At 64.6% G+C, this 1380-nt stretch carries 2 protein-coding genes (both cut by a window edge); both read right to left on the minus strand.

Annotation, left to right across the window (positions count from 1 at the left end; all coding sequences use genetic code 11):
- Positions 1-705 carry the 5' portion of a polyprenyl diphosphate synthase gene (gene uppS / locus EGH24_RS09070; RefSeq protein ID WP_142979828.1) on the minus strand. Its footprint begins 267 nt before the window's first position, so 705 of the gene's 972 nt are visible here — the first part of the coding sequence; its start codon is at positions 703-705; its stop codon lies off the left edge, out of view.
- A gap of 79 nt (positions 706-784) precedes the next feature.
- Positions 785-1380 carry the final stretch of an NADP-dependent isocitrate dehydrogenase gene (gene icd / locus EGH24_RS09075; RefSeq protein WP_142979829.1) on the minus strand. The gene runs 667 nt beyond the window's last position, so 596 of the gene's 1263 nt are visible here — the last part of the coding sequence; the start codon falls outside the window, past its right edge; its stop codon occupies positions 785-787.

Consider the following 1380-nt stretch of genomic DNA (forward strand, 5'->3'; position numbering starts at 1 on the left):
GAACTCNGGCCAGTANGGCGCACAGAAGNACACCGCCGCCTCGTTGCCGTTGGCGTGCCACGGGAGGAAGTTCGANGTCCGCTCNTCGCCGCCGGTNCGGATGATGAGNTCGACNTCCCGCACCGGCTGGCGGTAGAGGCGGTTCTCGATGGCTTCGGGATCAACCTCGTCGGCCGCAAGCTCGCCGTCGGCGACGGCGGTAGCGACTTCCCGGGCCGCCCGGAGCAACTCGTTTCGTCCGCCGTACGCAAGCGCGACGTTGAGTCGGAAGCCGTCGTAGCCCGCTGTTTGGGATTCGGCGTACTCAATGGCTTCACGGACGCGTTCAGGGAGGCGGTCGATCTCGCCGATGGCCCGAATACAGACCCCGTTTTCGTGGACGCGGTCGCTGTCGGCGAGTTCGTAGAGTTTGGACTCGATGATATCAAAGAGCGGCTCGCGTTCCTCGGGTGGGCGGTCGAAGTTCTCGGTCGAGAAGGCATACAGCGTCAACTCGTCGATGCCGAGTTCCTCACACCAGTTGAGCACCTGTTCGGAGGTGTCGGCACCTTCGCGGTGGCCTTCCGGCGCGTCATCGCCCTGTTTGCGGGCGTATCGCCGGTTGCCGTCCTGGATGATCGCCACGTGGGTCGGCCCCTCGCCGATCTCCCGGCGAAGCAGCCGCTCGTAGCCGCGGCGGAACTGACGGTTGAGCCACCCGAACATCTACCCCAACCCACAGGACGTGGCTATGTGTGTTTTTCCATCTCAGCCAAAAATCACAGCGACCGCCTGCGACGATCCGTTAGGAGAGGTCGTGGATATTCTCGACAACAGCGTCGGCGAACTCACTGGTGGCGAGTTTCTCGCCGCCCTCGATCTGGCGGTGGAGGTCGTAGGTGACCGTCCGATCGACGATCGTCTGCTCGACGGCGTCACGGACGAGTTCGGCGGCATCGTCCCAGCCGAGGTAATCGAGCATCTCGCGGCCCGAGAGGATCATCGCCNTCGGGTTNACCTTGTCCTNGCCNNCGTANTTCGGCGCGNNNCCGTGGACCGGNTCNGCGAGGNCGCGCCCGTCGCCGATGTTCGCGCCCGGCGCGATACCGAGCCCGCCGATCTGTGCGCCGGCGGCGTCGGAGAGGTAGTCGCCGTTGAGGTTCGGCATCGCGAGCACGTCGTACTGCTCCGTCCGGGTGAGAATCTGCTGGAGCATGTTGTCGGCGATGCGGTCNTTGANNACGANNNNGTCNTCNGGNNNNTCGCCGTCGTACTCCTCCCANAGNTCGTCNTCNGTGATGNCCTCGTCGCCGTACTCCTCNNCGGCNANNTCGTAGCCCCAGTCNCGGAACGCNCCCTCGGTGAACTTCATGATGTTNCCCTTGTGGACGAGCGTGACNG

Origin of the sequence: Halonotius terrestris, assembly GCF_006861665.1 — an archaeon.
GTDB classification, from domain to species: domain Archaea; phylum Halobacteriota; class Halobacteria; order Halobacteriales; family Haloferacaceae; genus Halonotius; species Halonotius terrestris.